Genomic DNA, 19,293 nt, shown 5'->3' with positions numbered 1-19,293 from the left:
TATTTCGATTAACAGACAGCTATCCCAAATTGCGCAACTAGTATAGATCCCAAGGCTTAACATGAAAACCCCAGTTAGACTAATAGACGCAAAAAAAAAAGCTGTGAATATGACTCACAGCTTAGATTTTATACAACTAGATTAAACATCTAGTAATAAGCGAGTTGGATCTTCAAGTAACTCTTTAATTGTTACTAAGAAGCCAACAGATTCTTTACCATCGATTTGGCGATGGTCATAAGATAGTGCCAAATACATCATTGGCAGAATTTCAACTTTACCATTCACCGCCATTGGACGATCTTGGATTTTATGCATACCCAAAATAGATGACTGCGGTAAGTTGATGATAGGTGTTGATAACAATGAACCGAACACACCACCATTAGTGATAGTGAAGTTACCACCGGTCATATCGTCAAGGGTAAGCTTACCGTCACGACCTTTAAGTGCTAATTCACGAATACCTTTTTCGATTTCAGCAACAGATAACTTATCGCAATCTTTTAATACTGGCGTCACTAGGCCGCGTGGCGTAGAAACGGCAATGCTGATATCAAAATAGTTGTGGTATACGATATCATCGCCATCAATTGAAGCATTTACATCAGGGAAGCGTTTTAGCGCTTCAGTTACTGCCTTCACGTAGAAAGACATGAAACCTAAACGAATACCGTGACGTTTCTCGAACACTTCTTGATACTGCTTACGAAGATCCATGATTGGCTTCATGTTAACTTCGTTGAATGTCGTTAACATTGCAGTAGAGTTTTTCGCTTCAAGAAGGCGATTAGCAATGGTTTTACGTAAACGCGTCATTGGTACGCGTTTTTGTGTACGGTCACCCATTGGTGCCGCGGGTGCTGCTTCAGCTTTTGCCGCAGGAGCTGGCGACTTCAAGAATTGATCAACATCTTCTTTTGTCACACGACCATTTTTGCCAGAGCCTTTAATTTTAGACGCATCTAGGCCTTTCTCAGCAATTAAACGGCGAACGGATGGTGTTAACACATCTGAACTGTCGCTAGAAGAATCCGCAGCAGGTGCTGCTTCTTCTTTTGCAGCTGGCGCTGATGCTGGTTTGCCACCGGCTTGTACTTTACCGATCACTTGATCACCTAGTACAGTCTCACCTTCTGCGTGAATAATCTCACCCATGATACCGTCTTCTTGAGCAACAACTTCAAGAACAACTTTATCAGTTTCGATATCAACCAAGTTTTGATCACGTGTTACCGCGTCACCTGGTTGCACATGCCAAGTAGCTACTGTCGCGTCTGCGACTGATTCTGGAAGTACAGGTACTTTAATGTCCACTTCTTTACCTTCTGATGCTGGTGCTGATGGCGCCTCTGGCGCATTTTCTTGTTTAGCAGAAGCCGGTGCAGCTTCGCTCTTAGCGTCTTCACTTGGCGCTGCTGCATCAGCATCGCCAATAATACCGATCACTTGATCACCAAGTACGGTTGCACCTTCTTCTTGTGAAATTTCAGTGATCACACCGTCATTGGGTGCAACAACTTCTAAAACAACTTTATCTGTTTCGATGTCAACTAAGTTCTGATCACGGCTTACTTTGTCGCCAACACTTACATGCCATGTAGCAACGGAAGCATCAGCAACCGACTCAGGAAGAACAGGAACTTTAATTTCTGTGCTCATTGCTTATCCTTTATTTTCAATAGTAAGCGCGTCTGCGACTAGCGCTTGTTGTTCTTTAGTATGCACTGACATGTAACCACATGCTGGAGAAGCTGATGCTTTACGACCTGCATATTTAAGCTTAGCACCTTGCGGAATTGCTTCTACAAAATGGTGTTGTGAACAATACCAAGCACCTTGGTTTTGTGGCTCTTCTTGACACCAAACAAAATCTTTTACATGTTGATAACGAGCCATAATGGCTTCCATCTCATCATGTGGGAACGGGTATAGTTGCTCAACACGCACAATAGCGATGTTGTTAAGTTCAAGTTTACGACGCTCTTGTAGTAATTCGTAGTACACTTTACCACTACAGAAAATCACACGTTCAACACTTGCTGCATCAATATCATCGATTTCGTCGATCATATTATGGAACACACCTTCCGATAACTCTTCAAGTGTTGATGTCGCAAGTGGATGACGTAATAACGATTTAGGTGTCATAACTATCAGTGGACGACGTAGTGGTCTAACTGATTGACGACGCAGCATGGCGTATACTTGAGCTGGTGTTGAAGGCACACATACTTGCATATTGTGATCAGCACATAACTGTAAGAAACGCTCTAAACGTGCCGAACTGTGCTCTGGACCTTGGCCTTCATAACCATGTGGCAATAAAATTGTAAGACCACATAGACGGCCCCACTTTTGCTCACCTGAACTTAAGAATTGGTCAAATACAACTTGAGCACCATTAGCGAAATCACCAAATTGTGCTTCCCACAATACCAGTGATGTAGGCTCTGCTGTTGCATAACCATATTCAAACGCAACAACGGCTTCTTCAGATAAAACTGAATCAAATACTTGGAATGTACCTTGATCTTCACTGATGTGCTCTAGTGGTGTATACGTTGCACCATCAGTTTGGCTATGAACTACAGCATGACGATGGAAGAATGTACCACGGCCAGAGTCTTGTCCAGTTAAGCGAATATCAGTACCTTCTGAGGCGATTGTCGCATAAGCCAATGTTTCTGCCATACCCCAATCAAGCGGTTTTTCACCGGCGGCCATTAACTTACGATCGTCGTAAATCTTTTTAACGCGTGACTGCGCTTTATATTGCTCAGGGTAGCTTGCTACTTTTTCACCGAGCTCTTTGAGCTTTTCGACTGACACACTGGCATCATAATCAACACTCCACTCATGGCCTACATATTTAGCCCAATCAGATGAGTGTGATGTTTCTGGTTGAATTTCTTCAACAACACAATGACCATCGTCTAGGCCATTACGGTAATCGTCAGCAAGCGCTTTAATTTCATCTTCAGTAAACGACCCTTCTGCCATTAATTGATCTGCGTAGATCAAACGCGGCACTGGGTGTTTTTTGATTTTTTGGTACATGATCGGTTGAGTCGCATTTGGCTCATCCGCTTCGTTATGGCCATGACGGCGATAACATACTAAATCAATAACCACATCACGCTTAAATTGATTTCTGAAATCAAGGGCGATTTGCGTAACAAATGCAACTGCTTCAGGATCATCAGAGTTAACGTGGAAAATAGGCGATTGCACCATTTTTGCGATGTCAGTACAGTAATCTGTTGAACGAACATCGTCTTTCTTGCTTGTAGTAAAACCAACTTGGTTGTTCACTACAATGCGAATACTACCACCGCAACTAAACGCATTGGTTTGCGATAAGTTAAAGGTTTCTTGAACAACACCCTGACCAGCAACTGCTGAGTCACCGTGAATAGTGATTGGCAGTGCTTTAATACCTGTGCTGTCACCCAAACGGTCTAAACGTGCGCGAACTGAGCCCATAACTACAGGGTTTACAATCTCAAGATGCGACGGGTTAAAGGCAAGTGCCATATGAACTTTGCCGCCTTTAGTAGCAAAATCCGAAGAGTAACCCATGTGGTATTTAACGTCACCTGAGCTTAATGTTTCTTTGTGTTTACCAGCAAACTCATCAAATAATTCAGATGGATTTTTACCAAGTACATTGACAAGTACATTTAAGCGACCACGGTGAGCCATACCAATTACCGCTTCTTGTTGACCACTTTCGCCAGCACGGTGAATAAGCTCTTTGAGCATTGGCACTAACGCATCACCACCTTCCAGTGAGAAACGTTTCGCACCTGGGAACTTCGCCCCTAAATACTTTTCAAGACCATCGGCTGCGGTTAATCCCTTGAGGATACGTAGCTTTTCTTCTTTACTGAATGTTGGTCGTGATTGCACTGACTCTAAACGTTGTTGTAACCAACGTTTTTCTTCCGTTGATGTGATGTGCATATATTCAGCACCCACAGAACCACAATATGTGGTCATAAGCGCTTGATATAACTCACCTAAAGGCATGGTATCGCGGCCTACGGCAAACGATCCCACGTTAAATTCACGGTCAAAATCAGCTTTAGATAATTCATGGTATTCAAGTTCTAAGTCTCGAACACGTTCACGTTGCCAAATGCCTAATGGATCTAAATTCGCATTTTGGTGACCACGGAAACGGAAAGCATTAATAAGCTGCAGTACTTTGACCTGTTTAGGATCGCCGCTACCGCTGCCCTCTGCTACCACTACTTCTCTATGCTTGTTTTTCGCAAGCGCCGCAAACTGTGCACGAACTTCTGAATGCTTAACTTCAACATCCACACCATCAACTTTTGGTAATTGTTCGAACACTTCTCGCCATTCTTCTGGCACAGAAGTCGCATTGTCTAAATACGCTTCATAAAGCTCTTCTATATAAGCAACGTTTCCGCCGTTTAAATGTGAAGATTCTAGCCATGCCTTCATCACACCTTCGTGCATTTATAAGCCCTTTTCTTTAGCGCAGAAATTAATTGTTATAACAAGATGGCTAATTCGCATTAGCCATCTTACATTTACCAATATTGTTAAACCGAACGGTTTATTAACATTGATTTGATTTGTCCGATTGCCTTAGTTGGATTAAGACCTTTAGGACAAACGCTAACACAGTTCATGATACTGTGACAACGGAACACGCTGAATGCATCGTCTAAGTCAGCTAAACGCTCTTCAGTTGCTGTATCTCGGCTATCAGCCAAGAAACGGTAAGCATGAAGAAGACCAGCAGGACCGATGAACTTGTCTGGATTCCACCAGAACGAAGGACACGATGTTGAACAACATGCACATAGAATACACTCATACAAGCCATCTAATTTATCACGTTCTTCAATTGATTGAAGACGCTCACCTGCAGCAGGTGTATCGTTAATTAGATATGGTTTTACTTTTTCGTATTGAGTGTAGAACTGACTCATGTCAATAACAAGGTCACGAACCACAGGTAAACCTGGTAATGGGCGAATTACGATTTTACCTTTGCCACCTTTTTGTAGCGTTGATAAAGGAGTAATACATGCTAAACCATTTTTACCATTCATGTTAACACCGTCAGAGCCACATACACCTTCACGGCATGAGCGACGAAATGATAACGTTGGATCTTGCTCTTTTAATAATAAAAGTGCATCCAATACCATCATGTCGTGGCCTTCTTCCGTTTGCAAAGTATATTCTTGCATACGTGGGGCGTTATCAACATCTGGATTGTAACGATAAACAGAAAATTGTACTTGTGCCATCGTCTCGCTCCTAGTAGGTACGTGCTTTAGGTGGAAATGCTTCGCGCAGTTTAGGCGCATAGTTTACATCACGCTTGCTCATTTCATCCGTTACCGGATTGAAAACTGAGTGACATAACCAGTTTTCGTCATCACGATCTGGGAAGTCAAAGCGAGAGTGTGCACCACGGCTTTCTGTACGGAAGTTTGCAGCAACTGCTGTTGAGTATGCTGTTTCCATCATGTTATCTAACTCTAGACATTCGATACGTGCAGTGTTGAAGTCTGATGATTTATCATCAAGACGTGCATGCTGCAGACGTTCACGAATTTCTTTAAGCTCTTTAAGGCCAGCAGCCATTGACTCACCTTCACGGAATACCGAGAAGTTAAGTTGCATACATTGCTGTAGGTCTTTCTTGATTTGTACTGGATCTTCGCCTTGGCCCGCCGTTGAATTTTCCCAACGATTGAAACGAGCTAGCGCAGCTTCTAAATCTGAATCTGAAGCATCTTTAGACACTTCAACATCATTTAAGTAAGTACCAAGGAAGTTACCCGCTGCGCGACCAAATACAACTAAATCAAGTAATGAGTTACCACCTAGGCGGTTTGCACCGTGCACTGACACACAGGCAATCTCACCAACAGCAAATAAACCTTCAACTACTTTTTCGTTGCCGTTAGCATCGATTTGTAGCGCTTGGCCATTTACGTTTGTCGGTACACCACCCATCATATAGTGACAAGTAGGGATTACTGGAATTGGTTCTTTTGCAGGATCAACGTGAGCAAATGTTTTAGCAAGGTCACATACACCTGGTAGACGTAGGTTAAGCGTTTCTTCACCTAAGTGATCAAGCTTAAGCTTAATGTGTGGACCCCAAGGACCATCACAACCACGACCTTCACGGATTTCTGTCATCATTGAACGGGCAACAACATCGCGTGACGCTAAGTCTTTCGCATTCGGTGCATAACGTTCCATGAAGCGTTCGCCATCTTTATTTAAAAGATAACCACCTTCACCACGACAACCTTCCGTTACTAGCGTACCTGCACCGGCAATACCCGTTGGGTGGAACTGCCACATTTCCATATCTTGCATAGAAATGCCTGCACGTGTTGCCATACCAACACCGTCGCCAGTGTTAATATGTGCATTAGTGGTTGAAGCGAAGATACGACCCGCACCACCCGTTGCTAGTACCACTGCTTTTGATTTGAAATAAACAACTTCGCCTGTTTCAATATCGATAGCAGTACAACCTACTACATTACCATCATCGTTTTTAACTAAATCTAATGCATACCACTCAGAGAATACATTGGTTTTGTTTTTAACGTTTTGCTGATAAAGAAGGTGTAATAACGCATGACCTGTACGGTCAGCTGCAGCAGCTGTACGAGCTGCTTGCTCGCCACCAAAGTTTTTCGATTGACCACCGAAAGGACGTTGGTAAACACGGCCATTTTCAAAACGAGAAAACGGTAGACCCATGTTTTCTAATTCAGTAATTGCTTCTGGGCCAGTTTTACACATATATTCGATAGCGTCTTGGTCACCGATGAAATCGGAACCTTTAACCGTATCGTACATGTGCCATTCCCAGTTATCTTCATGTGAGTTACCCAGCGCAACCGTAATACCACCTTGTGCAGACACAGTGTGTGAACGGGTTGGGAAAACTTTAGAGATAAGTGCACAGGTTTTACCTGATTCAGTGATTGCAAGTGCCGCGCGCATACCCGCACCACCTGCGCCAATCACCACGGCATCAAATTCACGAACAGAATATTTCACTTAAACACCCCATAGAACGATTAGACCAATTGCTACGTATGCAGCGGCCATTAGGTTTAAAATAAAACCTAAAACAGCACGCAATTTTGCGCATTTAACGTAGTCAGTCAGTACTTGCCAAAGGCCAATACGGGTATGAACCATAATGCAAACAAGGGTAATTAGTGTGAACCCTTTCATTGCTAGGTTTGAAAACAGGCCTTGCCATGCTTCGAAAGTGACTTCTGGTGTACATAAGAAGTAGCCAATAATAAAAATCGCATATGCGGTAATTACTAGTGCCGTGGTACGTAACGAAACATAATCTTGTATGCCGTCACGTTTTAGAGTTGCTTGATTTAAAACCATATCCACACCCCTGCTAATACAGAAGCCACAACGCCGAGTGCCATTGCAATTTTAGCGCTGAGGTTACCTGATTCAAGTTCTTCCCAATGTCCCATATCCATAATGATATGACGAATACCACCGATAAGGTGATATGCCAATACAGAAATGGTGCCCCAAGCAATAAATTTGGCAATGAATCCGCTAAACAGACCCTTGACGAATTCAAAACCTTCAGCTGAAGAAAGAGACTCTGACCAAGCCCAAATGACAAACGTTAAAGCAAAAAATAATGCAACACCGGTGACGCGGTGAAAAATTGATGCTTTAGCCGCTGCCGGCATAGATATAGTTGTTAGATCTAGATTTACAGGTCTTTGCTTTTTCACAGTTACTTGCCCATCTTGCCCACTAGGAGCTCATCTACTTGTTTTTCTTAACCCACCAGAAAACGATTTTCTGATGGAACTATCTAAGCAAAGCTCTTTTTAGCAACAAAGTTCACATTTATGCAAAATTAGCTGCAAAAATTACATTTACCTACAGACAATACGGTATAAAACCTTCGATAGTATATATAGCCAAAGGTCTTTTTACAATTCTTGTTTAGTTAGAGATGTTTGCGAATTAGCCAATGGTATAATATTTAATCCCGTCAGAATATTTATTATACATTTGTGCATAATGTTTATAAAAATTGACTTTAACCCCCTCTTTCACGTTAAAATGAAAAGAATGTGCTTAAACAGATTCAGAACATAACAATCAGAGTTGTTATCTTAATAGGAGATAAATAGATGGCGGATAAGAAAGCCACAGTCCATATTGATGGTCTAGATCCAATCGAACTTCCAATTTACCAAGGTACTGCAGGTCAAGATGTAATTGACGTACGTACATTAGGTGCTCACGGACACTTTACCTATGATCCAGGCTTTATGTCGACTGGCTCTTGCGAATCTTCAATCACTTACATTGATGGCGGCAAAGGTATTTTACTGCATCGCGGTTACCCAATTGAGCAGTTGGCAGAAGACTCAGATTACGTTGAGTTATGCTACTTACTATTAAATGGTGAATTACCTACGAAAGAACAATATGCTGATTTTGCTCAACAAGTTACGCATAACACTATGCTTGATGAAAAAATTGCAAACTTTTTCCAAGGCTTCCGTTTCGACGCTCACCCTATGGCAATGCTATGTGGTGTAGTAGGTGCATTATCGTCTTTTTACCATGAAGACCTTGATATCACTGATGCAACACAGCGTAAAACCAGTGCAATTAAACTTGTTGCTAAGTTACCAACTATCGCAGCAATGGCATATAAATATAACGTAGGTCAACCATTTGTTTACCCACGTAATGATTTAAGCTACGCAGAAAACTTCTTACACATGATGTTCTCTGTTCCGGCCGAAGAATACAAAGTGAACCCAGTTACAGCAAAAGCAATGGATAAAATCTTTATGCTACACGCTGATCACGAACAAAATGCATCAACGTCTACTGTACGTTTAGCTGGTTCTTCAGGTGCAAACCCATATGCATGTATTGCAGCGGGTATCGCGTCACTATGGGGCCCTGCGCACGGCGGCGCTAACGAAGCATGTTTAAACATGTTAGAAGAAATTGGTTCAGTTGACCGCATTGATGAATACGTTGCTAAAGCAAAAGATAAAGCGGATCCGTTCCGTCTTATGGGCTTTGGTCACCGTGTTTACAAAAACTTCGACCCACGCGCAACCGTAATGCGTCAAACGTGTCACGAAGTGTTAGCTGAACTTAACATTCAAGATCCATTGCTTGATATCGCGATGAAGCTTGAGCAAATTGCGCTTGAAGACCCATACTTTGTTGAAAAGAAACTTTACCCTAACGTAGATTTCTACTCAGGTATTATCTTAAAAGCAATCGGTATTCCGACTAGCATGTTCACTGTGATCTTCGCAATGGCGCGTACTGTAGGTTGGATCACGCACTGGGATGAGATGCTTTCTCAACCTGGTCATAAGATCAGCCGTCCACGTCAGCTTTATACTGGTCACACTCACCGTGACTACGTAGCAACTGACAAGCGTTAAGCGTTATTTAATGCTAAAAAGGCCGCATGTGCGGCCTTTTTTGTGTCCAGCCCTTGAGAAAAATCATAAAGTGATTACAATTCTCGCTCATTTTAAATTTGGCTTGTTATGTTAGAAGTTGAAACGTTATGTTTGATATAGAAAAAATCCGTGCAGACTTCCCAGCTTTGGCGCAACTTATCAACGAACAACCGCTGGTTTACCTTGATTCAGCAGCAACTACACAAAAACCACTATCAGTGATCGCAGCGACTGAGCAATTTTATGCCCGTAACAATGCCAATGTACATCGTGGCCGCCATACACTCAGTGAGCAAGCCACCCATGCCTATGAGCAGGCAAGAGCCACTGTAGCTGAATTTTTTAATATTGCCATCAATGAGTTAGTCTGGACCAAGGGAGCAACCGAAGCTGTAAACCTTGTTGCTAACGGCCTAACTGAACAACTAAATAGCAATTCTGTTATTATTATTTCTCCCTTAGAACATCACGCTAATATTGTGCCTTGGCAGCAACTTGCAAAACGTACTGGGGCAACACTGCTCGCTTTGCCTTTACAGCAAGATGGCCGCTTTAATACACAGCAATGTGTTAAATTTATTGAGCTACATAAGCCAAATGTACTTGCAATTACCCATGCATCAAACGCATTAGGTAATCTCACCCCACTTGAAGCGATTTTACACGCAGCAAAACAGCAAAATACCCTTACCCTTATTGACGGCGCACAGGCAGCTTTACATTTACAACCTGATTTACAACAATTGGATTGCGATTTTTATGTTTTTTCGGCGCATAAAATGCTCGGTCCAACGGGTCTCGGCGGTTTATATGGACGTTATGAGCAATTAAATAGTCTTAGTGTGTATCAAACCGGTGGAGAAATGATTGAATCCGTAACTTTAACAGAAACAATTTTTCGTCAAGCACCGGCAAAGTTTGAATCTGGCACACCAAATATCGCTGCGGTGATTGCTTTTGCCCACGCAATTGAGTATTTGAAAGCATTAGATACGACTAATGTATATGCTCATGAACAAGCAATTTTCAATTATGCCGCAAAAAAACTGCAATCCATCGATGGGATCACCATTTATAGCGACCTAAAAAGCAATATTGGCACCTTAAGTTTTAATTACAAGGATGAACATCCTTACGATATTGCCACTTTGTTGGATGGTTTTGGCATCGCAGTGCGCAGTGGCCATCATTGTGCACAACCACTGATGCAGCATTTAGGAATTAATGGCAGTGTTCGTGCTAGCTTCGCATTCTATAATAACCACCAAGACGTTGATTTATTCATCGCAGCCTTGCAAGAGTGCATCGCGTTATTAGACTAAATTCGGATAAGACATGATTAAAACGTTTAAAGAAATAGCACAGTCCTTAGACAATGCGTCTGCTTGGCAACAAAAATACCGAGAAATAATGCTGTTAGGCAAACAATTACCAGCTATGCCTGAAGTATTAAAAACCGATGACGCCCTTGTTCCTGGCTGTGAAAGTAAAGTGTGGATGTATTTGGACTTTGACCTAGAAGAGAATACCTTGGTCATTGTTGGCGACTCTGATACCCGTATCGTAAAAGGCTTACTAGCCATTGTGTTAGCCTTATATAATGGTCTAACACCAGAGCAAGTGATAAACACCAATGCCTTTGCAGAATTTCAACGGTTAGGACTTATTCAGCATTTGAGCCCATCCCGCGGTAATGGTATCAAGGCCATGGTTGAGCGTATTCAAACCATGGCCCAGCAAAAAAGCTAACTTTTCACGTTCCGAGCGCAGCGGTCTAAATATTTACGTACCGCTTTAGCTGCTACAAAAAAGCCAAAGCTGCCCGTGATCATAGTCACTGAGCCAAAACCATTATTACAATCCATATTCATACTACCATCAGCATTTTGTTTTGCATGACAGACACTGCCATCTGAGCCAGGATAAACCAGCTGCTCTGTAGAATACACACAGTCGATATTAAATTTACGTTTGGGATTGCTACTAAAATTGTACTGTTTGCGCAGAATATAGCGCACTTTCGCAAGTAAAGGATCTTGGGTAGATTTTGCCACATCGCCAAAAGTAATTTGGCTTGGATCGGTTTGCCCACCGGCGCCACCGGTGGTGATCACTGGTATTTTATTGCGTTTACAATGTGCTATTAATGCCGCTTTTTCTTTTACTGCATCAATACAATCAATCACATAATCAAAATTTTGAATATGTTCAGCAATATTATCCAGGGTAATAAAATCGTCGATGATCGTTATTTCACATGTTGGATTGATAAGCTCGCAACGAGTTTTCATCGCCTCAACTTTCGCTTCACCCACCGTGCCGGTTAGGGCATGAATTTGCCTATTAACGTTCGTTGCACAAATATCATCAAGGTCAATAAGCGTAAGCTTTCCTACTCCCGTTCTTGCTAATGCTTCGGCGGCCCAAGAGCCAACACCACCGATGCCAATGACACAAAAGTGTGCATTTTGCAGCCATGCAAATTGTTGTTGTCCATATAAGCGTTTTATACCACCAAAACGAATATCGGTTACCGAGTCTGTCATTTACCAATCCAATTGCCATGGCTGTTGCCATGTGTGAAAATTTTCGTGTTCAATTAATTGTCCAAACAGTGTTGTACAATCAGGTTTACACACATACAGGTGCTGTTGATTTTGCCACTCAAAGCTAAGTGCATAGGCATGCAAATAGGTACGTTCTGCAGAGCCTCCACCATAAAGTGAATCACCTAAAATAGGCGCCGCTAAACTTTTTAAAGCAACCCGTAATTGATGGGTTTTCCCCGAATAGGGCTTTAAAATGAAGCCACGTAAGTTAGCCGCAATACTGAGCGAATAAAAACGGGTGATCGCCGGGTTTTGAAGACTTTTTAATAGTTTGAAGCTACTACGGCGAGATTTAGCCATATCACCTTTTACCCAGCCTTGCTTTTTCTTTGGCTTACTATCAGATAAAGCCAAATAAAACTTATCAACCTGATGTGCTGTGAATAAACGTGTAAACTCAGCGGCTGCAACACTGCTACGCGCTAAGATAATCAAACCAGACGTCACTTTATCTAAGCGGTGCACCGCATAGAGTTTTTCATTTAGCTGTTGCTCAGCAAGTACCACAAAACCTGGGCCATCTTCGCTGTGAAAATTTAGGCCTGCTGGCTTTTCTAAGATATAAAAATCTTCATGCTGAGCATGCACAGTTAATGTGGGCTTATTCACTCGCAGCTTTACTTTCTAAGTAACTTACGACACGCGCTAAATCTTCCGGTGTATCAACCCCAGCATGAGGCGCAATCTGCGCTTGCTCAATTTTAATTTGATGACCATGGTAAAGTACGCGTAACTGCTCTAATGATTCTAGTTGCTCAAGCGGCGAAGGTGCTAATTTAATGTATTGCTTAATAAACCCTGCTCTATAAGCATAAATACCCACATGACGTTGGTAGTTCGCGGTATTTAGCTGATGGTTATTTGCGGCATCCATCATGTTACTGCGATCAAAAGGAATGCTAGCACGAGAAAAATACAAAGCATTTTTATTGATATCGCTAACCACTTTTACAGCATTAGGGTTGAGTACTTCTGCGATGTCATCAATGGCAACACTTAAAGTCGCCATTGGCGCAGACGAATCTGCAAGCAATGCAGCAACTTGCGCTACATTTTCTGAAGCTAACAACGGCTCATCGCCTTGTACGTTAACAACAATTGTATCATCAGCTAATGCCAGTAACTCCATCACTTGGGCAAGGCGTTCAGTGCCCGACTGATGGTCTTCACTGGTCATTAATACATCTTTAGTGAATAAACTTACCGCATCGAACACTTTTTGATGATCGGTTGCAATAACCACTTTACTTGCCCCCGCTGCCATTGCTTTTTCGTACACGTGTTGGATCATCGGTTTGCCACAAATATCCGCTAATGGCTTACCCGGTAATCGGCTAGACGCGTAACGCGCGGGAATTACAACTACGAATTCCACGTTTCAATCTCTTGCTGTGATAACTCACGTGCTTCGTTTTCAAGTAGCACTGGGATATCATCGCGAATTGGGTAAGCAAGCTTTGCAGCCGTGCTGATCAGTTCATTATTTTCTTTGTCTAAACGTAATTTGCCTTTACATACAGGACAGGCAATTATTTCAAGTAACTTTGTATCAAAGGCCATCGAGGATCCCTTTTTCTTTTAGTAATAAATTTAATTTTGTAACCACCGCTGCAGAGGGCTCTGCATCAACAGGTAAAAAATACCACGTTGGTTTTGCAAATGATTGGCATTTTACCGCATCTTTTTCTGTCATAAACACTATTTCATCATTAAATTGTGCAAAATCTGTAGCACTGTAAGCATAGTGATCACGATAATGATGGCAACTTAATAGAGATATACCCTGCTCTCGTAGGCTATTCTCAAAACGTTGTGGGTTTCCTATTGCGCTAACAGCATGTCCTTCAAGTAAAGGAGTTTGCGCAGTAACTGCGTTGGCAACAGTCAATAGCGCTGCACTTTTCAGTTGATAGTTGAAAGGGTTATCCCCGCCATTTTCAATCACTAAATCAACTGATTTTAAACGTGCCTGAGTTTCTCGAAGTGGCCCCGCTGGCATAATAAAACCATTACCGAAACGTCGTTGACTATCGACAATGCAGCACTCAATGGCTCTGGCCATTTTATAATGTTGCATACCATCATCAGAAACTATGACATCAAGTGAGTGCTCGGCAAGTAACTGCTTAATATTCGCTTCTCGGTTTGGCCCAACGACTACAGGACATCCTAGTCTACGCTGTATTAACACCGGTTCATCACCTGCACTCGCCGGGCTGGTCGTTGCTGTAACGCTTAGTGGATAACATTCACTATGACCACCATAACCGCGACTGATCACCCCTACTTTTAAGTTTTGCTGTTGTAGGTAACTAACCAGCCAGATCACAAAAGGTGTTTTACCATTACCGCCAACACTAATATTACCAACCACAATAACAGGTACTGGGCTAATGTAAGCTTTAAATAAGCCGATTTTATATGCCGCGCGGCGAAGCGTGCTTAGCAACCAAAACAGTAAACTCAATGGCAGCAGTAAAATAGTGAGTAAACTGATACCTTGATACCAGCTTTGTTCTATTTTACTCACCTTGTTCACCAAATTGCATTTTGCATAAAGCAGAATAGGTACCGTCTTTTTCCAGTAATGATTTATGGTCGCCGCTTTCAATTACCTGACCGTTATCAATGACATAAATTCGATCACTATTTTCAATCGTCGATAAACGGTGCGCAATGACAATCGAGGTCTTATTTTGCATTAAATTTTCTAGCGCTTGCTGTATCAGTTTTTCAGACTCAGTATCCAATGCCGATGTTGCTTCATCTAAAATCAAAATTGGCGCATCTTTGAGAATTGCCCGTGCAATAGCAATACGCTGGCGCTGGCCGCCTGATAGCATCACCCCATTTTCACCGACCATGGTATCTAAACCATCGGGTAAATCTTTAACAAACTCCCAAACGTGTGCTTGCTTGGCAACATTGAGTAACTCGTCTTCGCTTAATTCTCGACTAATGCCATAACTTATATTGTTAGCTATAGTGTCATTAAAAAGCACAACCTGTTGTGATACCAAGGCAAATTGCTTACGTAAATCAGTCAACTTATAATCACTGAGCGCAATACCATCAAGCAAAATTTCACTCGGTGGGTGTAAGTCATAATAGCGCGGTAATAAGTTCGAAATAGTTGATTTACCAGATCCTGAACGTCCCACTAAGGCAATGCTCTCACCCGCTTTAATGGTTAGTGATAAATCCTTTAATACCGCTTCATCTTTAGTAGGGTAGCTAAACGTCACGTGTTTTACTTCGATGTGCCCTTGCACTTTGTCAACAGACACAGTACCTGTATCTTTTTCAACTTCTTCATCAAGTACTAAAAACACGCTCTGTGCGGCTGAAATACCGCGTTGTAAGTCACTGTTAACATTAGCAAGCTGTTTAAGCGGGCGTAATAGCATCATCATTGATGATATCAATACCACAAAATCACCTGAACTGATGGTATCAATCATTGATGGCATAGCAACCACCCACAAAATCACCGCCATGGCACTGGCCGCTAAAATTTGAATAACAGAGACACTAATAGCTTTAGTGGCATCCATTTTTATCCGTTGTTGACGGTTATGGTTATTAATTTTCGCAAACTGAGTGATTTCTTGTTGTTGACCACCAAAACCATGAATAACTTTGTGACCACTGAGCATCTGCTCTGAGCTGCGAGTTACTTGTCCCATCGCTGATTGGATATTTTTAGAAATATTACGAAATCGTTTTGAAACAACAGAGACAATCACTGCCACTAATGGAATGATAACTAAGAAAATTAATGACAACTTCCAGCTGGTATAAAACATTACTCCTAATAAAAACACCACAAAAGCACCTTCACGCACAACGATTAGCATTGCTTTAGTGATTGCTTGTTGAACTTGTTCGGTATCGAAAGTAATTTTTGAGATCAAATCGCCCGTTGAATTTTGATCATGAAATGACACGGGTAAATGTAGGATGTGTTCAAACAATTGCTGTCGCAATGAACGCACAACTTGAGAGCCAACATAACTTAAGCAATAAGACGACATATAATTAAAAATACCACGGCCTATCACTAATGCGATGACGACTAATGGTGCATATTTTAGCACATCAGCATTGCGCTGATTTAAGCCCTCATCAATAAATGGTTTCATTAATTGGATAAATAAAGCATCCATCGCAGAGTAACCAATCATGCCGACCACTGCTAAAATAGCAACGCTTTTATAATCACCCACATACGTCAATAAACGCTTATAAATTTGTGATGTAGTTTGATCCATAACACTCTCTTATTCATAGTCTGTGGCTATTGTAGCCTCCAGTAGCACAAAACTAAACTCAATCTTTTAGAAACCAATAACTTTCATCATCACGAGCAAGATTAATCGTGTATTGATCTGCATAAAAAGCAATATTTACCTGACCATGTGCGGCCGTGGTGTATTGCATTACATTATGATCAGCAAAACGTGTGATAACCCGTGGATGCGGTAATTGCCACTGCCCCTTATAAGCAGTTGAATGAATAACAAGCTCCGGAGCAACAGCGCGAATAAACGCATCACTTGATGACGTATTACTACCATGGTGCGGGCTGAGCAACACAGTACTTTTGAGTACGCTTTGCTGCGCTATTAATTGGCTTTCTCTTTTTGCTGAAATATCACCGGGGAGTAATACACTAAAATGGCCATCACTAATGTGTACCACACAGGAATTATCGTTATCAGTTTTTAAGTCCTCTGCGGACTCACTTACGGTTAACGTTAAATCATAAAAATCATAGCGGCCTGCTTTACAACCGTGCTCAGGCCCATTCGGTTGTAATAAGCGAAAAGTATGTCGATAACCATGATGTAACCAATCTGTCAGCCCGCCAGCATGATCGTTATCCATATGACTGATCAGCGTTAGTTCAACTTCAACCCCCATACTGGTTATATACGGGACTAAGGTGCTGTTGATCCGCGTGAATGTATTAAAATATACAGGACCTAAATCATAAATAAAGCCTTTACCGTGGCGGCTAACCAACACCATAGTGCCGTGCCCTACATCAAATACATCTAGTTGCCATAGCGGTTTTGGCTGTAAGTATTGATCGAGAAAGGTTAGTGCAATTGGTAAACACGCCATTACTCGCCACGATGAAAAACACATAATACCAATTGCGATATAACTACTAATAAGCCATTGCATGCTAAATTTTGTTGTATCCAACCAACGATACTCACCAGGTACCAATAGTAGACTCTGATACGCATGCTGTAATAAATAATCAAACACAGTGATTAAAACAGTAACATCAAACAATAAACTCAATACTGACAGCAATACCAAACTTGGCATAATAATAAAACCAAGTATTGGGATCGCAACTAAATTGACCACTAAACCAATCACACTAATACCATTAAAATAATAAAGAGATAACGGTAATAAGCCTATAAACAGCGCTACCTGTAAGATAACAAGTGTTTGTATCAATGACATAACGCCAACTTTGGCAATAGCTATCACACTGAACACCCAAAAAATGATGACCACCGCCGTAAATGAAAAGTAAAGTCCAGGGTTAAGTAAACTAAATGGCTCAATAAGTAGTACACACACCAATGCAAACAAAATACTGCGCCATCTGAGCGCTTGTTTAGCGTAGTAGTAAATAAGTAAATAGCAGCCTAACATGATCAATGCGCGAGTTGCTGACACGACAAAGCCACTTAAATACACATAGCTAAAAGCCAGTATGAAACCGCCAACGCTATACATAAGCGATAAGTTCAACTGCTGTCCTAGTGGTTTAACTACAAAGTTGAGGCCAGTTAAAACAGCCCGCGTTATAAAAAAACCAATACTAAACATTAAACCAATATGTAGTCCTGAGATTGCTAATAAGTGGCTAATACCAAATTGCTGTAATTGTTGCTTTTGATCATAACTCATTATGCTGCGGTCACCTGTTAACAACGGATAGTACAACCAATTCAAGGCGCTGCTCTGATAAGTATTTTTAATAAATTGTCGATATGACTTGATCACATGCGTGTTTTTGCTTTTAGATATTTCAATATAACTGCCAATTTGCTTGCCTTTATAAAAGATCCGTTCACTAAATGCATAACGCTCTTTATCAAACACAGCATAGTTTTTTTGGCTGCGATATTTACTTAAATACAGCCAAGTTAAAATATCATCGCCAACCTCAAGTAGTTGATCGCTTTTTAAGGTGATCAACGCCAAAGGCGGTTTAATTATAGATTGGCTTTGTTGGTTAATCTTATTCAGCTGCACTTTTAAATAATAATGATCGCGCTGAGAAATAATCTCAACAACAGTGATGTGGCTATAATGTGGTTGATTTTCATGCAAAACAGCAGGTGAAATTGTATAGAAGCTAGAAAAATGGAACCAAACACAGCAAATTCCACAAATAAAACCTAACAATACACTGTAAAACGGCTTAAAATAAGCGCTCGCGATTAATAGAGATATAGCGAAAACTGTAAATACAAGGGTCTGATAATAAAAAACGGTTATAATACAACCAACAACAAACCCAACACTTAACCAAACAGATGTAAATGGTTGCTTTAAATGGCTAAGAAAACGATCCAACGGTTTTTACCCGATCACAATAAAGTTAAACATCATAAATCTTTAAAAATTTTTGGTCGTTTACTCCACGATGCCAATTTATGGCATTTAAATCGCCGCTCAGCACGGGGAGCTTTCTCCGTCGGTTTATTTTTCGCTTTCATCCCTGTTCCTTTTCAAATGGTGCTTGCTGCAGCACTGGCTATACCGCTGAGAGTTAATTTACCTATTTCAGTCGCCGTTGTATGGATCACTAATCCACTCACCATGCCGCCAATTTTTTATTGCTCTTATCTAATTGGCACTATTGCACTTGGCCAGCCTGAGCAGCATTTTGCTTTTGAACCGAGTTGGCAATGGTTTATCGAAAGCTTAACCACCATTGGCCCTGCATTTTTAGTTGGCTCACTGATCTGCGCGACTCTTGCCTCTGTCATTGGCTATTTTGGTGTTGATTTATTATGGCGTCGCTCAGTGCGTAAAGCTTGGTTAAATCGCCACAAATAACAATCGTTCCTAATTTAGTAAAAGTATAGACAAAAAAAACCCTGCTGAGTAAAGCAGGGTTTTTTATTTATTTTATTAATTAG

17 protein-coding genes are annotated in these 19,293 nt (G+C 41.4%); 4 read left to right on the top strand and 13 right to left on the bottom strand.

The genetic code is table 11. The features are described from left to right. Nucleotides 1-141: 141 nt before the first annotated feature. The 6 genes from odhB to sdhC all read right to left on the bottom strand — a co-directional run bounded on the left by odhB (nt 142) and on the right by sdhC (nt 7,790). Nucleotides 142-1,662: a 2-oxoglutarate dehydrogenase complex dihydrolipoyllysine-residue succinyltransferase gene (gene odhB / locus A7968_RS08505; RefSeq protein WP_064666155.1), complete on the bottom strand. Its 1,521-nt coding sequence runs from the start codon at nt 1,660-1,662 to the stop codon at nt 142-144. A gap of 3 nt (nt 1,663-1,665) precedes the next feature. Beyond that, nucleotides 1,666-4,488: a 2-oxoglutarate dehydrogenase E1 component gene (locus A7968_RS08500; RefSeq protein ID WP_064666154.1), complete on the bottom strand. Its 2,823-nt coding sequence runs from the start codon at nt 4,486-4,488 to the stop codon at nt 1,666-1,668. A gap of 86 nt (nt 4,489-4,574) precedes the next feature. Further along, entirely contained in the window at nt 4,575-5,291 is a 717-nt protein-coding gene (locus A7968_RS08495) for a succinate dehydrogenase iron-sulfur subunit (protein WP_064666153.1), read from the bottom strand. 10 nt (nt 5,292-5,301) lie between these two features. Then, on the bottom strand, nt 5,302-7,074 hold the full coding sequence (gene sdhA, locus A7968_RS08490; protein ID WP_064666152.1) for a succinate dehydrogenase flavoprotein subunit: 1,773 nt from the start codon (nt 7,072-7,074) through the stop codon (nt 5,302-5,304). Continuing rightward, nucleotides 7,075-7,422 (bottom strand): succinate dehydrogenase, hydrophobic membrane anchor protein, encoded by a 348-nt coding sequence (gene sdhD / locus A7968_RS08485; RefSeq protein WP_064666151.1) that lies wholly within the window; start codon nt 7,420-7,422, stop codon nt 7,075-7,077. It lies immediately after the preceding gene. Beyond that, nucleotides 7,413-7,790: a succinate dehydrogenase, cytochrome b556 subunit gene (sdhC, locus tag A7968_RS08480; RefSeq protein WP_084448108.1), complete on the bottom strand. Its 378-nt coding sequence runs from the start codon at nt 7,788-7,790 to the stop codon at nt 7,413-7,415. The genes sdhD and sdhC overlap by 10 nt, the downstream gene beginning before the upstream one ends. Nucleotides 7,791-8,198: 408 nt before the next feature. Between sdhC and A7968_RS08475 the strand changes: the two genes are divergently transcribed. The 3 genes from A7968_RS08475 to A7968_RS08465 all read left to right on the top strand — a co-directional run bounded on the left by A7968_RS08475 (nt 8,199) and on the right by A7968_RS08465 (nt 11,255). Further along, nucleotides 8,199-9,485 (top strand): citrate synthase, encoded by a 1,287-nt coding sequence (locus A7968_RS08475; RefSeq protein ID WP_064666149.1) that lies wholly within the window; start codon nt 8,199-8,201, stop codon nt 9,483-9,485. 128 nt (nt 9,486-9,613) lie between these two features. Further along, the gene (locus A7968_RS08470) at nt 9,614-10,828 is read left to right on the top strand and encodes an aminotransferase class V-fold PLP-dependent enzyme (protein ID WP_064666148.1); all 1,215 of its coding nucleotides are present in this window, start codon (nt 9,614-9,616) and stop codon (nt 10,826-10,828) included. 13 nt (nt 10,829-10,841) lie between these two features. After that, nucleotides 10,842-11,255, top strand: a complete 414-nt coding sequence (locus tag A7968_RS08465; protein WP_064666147.1) for a SufE family protein — start codon at nt 10,842-10,844, stop codon at nt 11,253-11,255. Here the strand turns inward: A7968_RS08465 and tcdA are convergent. The 7 genes from tcdA to A7968_RS08430 are packed head-to-tail and all read right to left on the bottom strand — an operon-like array spanning nt 11,252 to nt 18,724. Then, entirely contained in the window at nt 11,252-12,052 is an 801-nt protein-coding gene (gene tcdA / locus A7968_RS08460) for a tRNA cyclic N6-threonylcarbamoyladenosine(37) synthase TcdA (protein WP_064666146.1), read from the bottom strand. The two genes, A7968_RS08465 and tcdA, sit on opposite strands and share 4 nt — an antisense overlap. Beyond that, complete coding sequence (locus A7968_RS08455) at nt 12,053-12,724, bottom strand: TIGR01621 family pseudouridine synthase (protein WP_064666145.1); 672 nt, start codon at nt 12,722-12,724, stop codon at nt 12,053-12,055. It lies immediately after the preceding gene. Next, the gene (gene kdsB, locus A7968_RS08450) at nt 12,717-13,490 is read right to left on the bottom strand and encodes a 3-deoxy-manno-octulosonate cytidylyltransferase (protein ID WP_064666144.1); all 774 of its coding nucleotides are present in this window, start codon (nt 13,488-13,490) and stop codon (nt 12,717-12,719) included. The genes A7968_RS08455 and kdsB overlap by 8 nt, the downstream gene beginning before the upstream one ends. Next, a complete protein-coding gene (locus tag A7968_RS08445) occupies nt 13,478-13,675 on the bottom strand; it encodes a Trm112 family protein (protein WP_064666143.1) in 198 nt (65 codons plus the stop codon). Before A7968_RS08445 ends, kdsB begins: the two co-directional genes overlap by 13 nt. Further along, the gene (lpxK, locus tag A7968_RS08440; protein ID WP_064666142.1) at nt 13,665-14,645 is read right to left on the bottom strand and encodes a tetraacyldisaccharide 4'-kinase; all 981 of its coding nucleotides are present in this window, start codon (nt 14,643-14,645) and stop codon (nt 13,665-13,667) included. Before lpxK ends, A7968_RS08445 begins: the two co-directional genes overlap by 11 nt. Then, nucleotides 14,638-16,386 (bottom strand): lipid A export permease/ATP-binding protein MsbA, encoded by a 1,749-nt coding sequence (gene msbA, locus A7968_RS08435; RefSeq protein WP_064666141.1) that lies wholly within the window; start codon nt 16,384-16,386, stop codon nt 14,638-14,640. The genes lpxK and msbA overlap by 8 nt, the downstream gene beginning before the upstream one ends. A gap of 58 nt (nt 16,387-16,444) precedes the next feature. Further along, nucleotides 16,445-18,724 carry a DNA internalization-related competence protein ComEC/Rec2 gene (locus A7968_RS08430; RefSeq protein WP_064666140.1) on the bottom strand — a complete coding sequence of 760 codons (2,280 nt, stop codon included), beginning with the start codon at nt 18,722-18,724 and terminating at the stop codon, nt 16,445-16,447. Here A7968_RS08430 and A7968_RS08425 point away from each other — a divergent pair. After that, entirely contained in the window at nt 18,704-19,210 is a 507-nt protein-coding gene (locus tag A7968_RS08425) for a DUF2062 domain-containing protein (RefSeq protein ID WP_064666139.1), read from the top strand. The genes A7968_RS08430 and A7968_RS08425 overlap by 21 nt on opposite strands. Nucleotides 19,211-19,293 lie beyond the last annotated feature (83 nt).

This window comes from Pseudoalteromonas prydzensis, assembly GCF_001661495.1.
Lineage (GTDB): Bacteria > Pseudomonadota > Gammaproteobacteria > Enterobacterales > Alteromonadaceae > Pseudoalteromonas > Pseudoalteromonas prydzensis.
Note: the sequence above shows the minus strand (reverse complement) of the source record. Positions and strands in the feature narration are given on the sequence as shown.